Here is a 1433-nt window from a genome sequence, read left to right as displayed (position 1 = left end):
AACTGCCCCCCAAAAGTTAGACAGAAAAATCTAACTTTTGGGGTGTTTTTATTATGAAATTAACATATGAGGATAAGGTTCAGATCTATGAACTTAGAAAGCAAGGTCAAAGCTTCAACCAACTTTCAAAAAAATTTGGTGTAGATGTCTCTGTACTAAGATACATGATGAGATTGATTGAACGTTATGGAATAGAGGTCGTTAGAAAAAGGAAGAATCATTATTACTCTCCCGAACTAAAACAAGAGATCATTGATAAAGTTCTGCTTGAAGGTCGTTCACAAAGAAGTGTAAGCCTTGATTATGCGCTCCCAAACCAAGGGATGCTTCCAAATTGGCTGGCACAATACAAGAAAAATGGGTATACTATTGTTGAGAAAACAAGAGGGAGAGTACCTAAAATGGGACGTAAACGTAAGAAAACTTGGGAAGAAATGACTGAGTTAGAGCGTCTTCAAGCAGAAAATGAATACCTGAGAGCGGAGAATGCTGTTCTAAAAAAGTTGAGAGAACTCCGATTGAAGGAGGAAAAAGAGAAAGAAGAAAGACAGAAATTGTTCAAGAATTAATCACTGAGTTTTCGTTAGATATTCTTCTAAAAACCATTAAACTCGCTCGTTCGACCTACTATTATCACTTGAAACAGTTAGACAAACCAGATAAGGATCAAGGGCTTAAAGCTGAAATCCAATCTATTTTTACCGAACACAAGGGAAATTATGGTTATCGTCGGATACATTTAGAATTAAGAAATCGTGGTTATGTGGTTAATCACAAAAGAGTCCAACGCCTGATGAAGGTTCTTGGTTTAAGTGCTAGAATTCGTCGTAAACGGCAGTATTCTTCATACCAAGGAGAGGTTGGTATGAAAGCCGATAACCTTATTCAACGCCAGTTTGAAGCTTCAAAACCAATGGAAAAGTGCTATACAGATGTGACAGAATTTGCCATTCCAGCAAGCACTCAAAAACTCTACTTATCACCAGTATTAGATGGTTTTAACAGTGAAATCGTTGCTTATAATCTTTCTACGTCGCCGAATTTAGTACAAGTAAAAGCCATGCTAGAACAAGCTTTTACAGAGGACCATTACGAAAATACAATTCTCCACAGTGACCAAGGATGGCAATATCAACATGATTTCTATCGTCATTTTTTAGAGGAGAAAGGAATCCAACCCTCTATGTCACGTAAAGGCAATAGTCCAGACAACGGTATGATGGAATCCTTCTTTGGAATTCTTAAGTCTGAGATGTTTTATGGTTATGAGAAGACGTTTCACTCACTTGAGCAATTGGAACAAGCTATTGTAGACTACATTGATTACTACAACAATAAACGAATTAAGATCAAACTAAAAGGACTTAGTCCTGTGAAGTACAGAACTAAATCCTTTACTTAAATTATTTGTCTAACTTTTTGGGGTCAGTACA

1 protein-coding gene is annotated in these 1433 nt (G+C 36.6%); it reads left to right on the top strand.

The features are described from left to right. Nucleotides 1–53 precede the first annotated feature (53 nt). Nucleotides 54–1402 (top strand): IS3 family transposase gene (locus SORDD15_RS10155; protein WP_155718791.1). Its coding sequence is split into 2 segments (ribosomal slippage): nucleotides 54–495 and nucleotides 495–1402, totalling 1350 coding nucleotides; the frame shifts between segments, so codons are not numbered across the junction. Nucleotides 1403–1433: the final 31 nt, after the last annotated feature.

Origin of the sequence: Streptococcus oralis (assembly GCF_001578935.1) — a bacterium.
Taxonomy (GTDB): domain Bacteria; phylum Bacillota; class Bacilli; order Lactobacillales; family Streptococcaceae; genus Streptococcus; species Streptococcus oralis_R.
The sequence above is the reverse complement of the archived record's forward strand: the minus strand, read 5'-3'. Positions and strand labels throughout refer to the sequence as shown.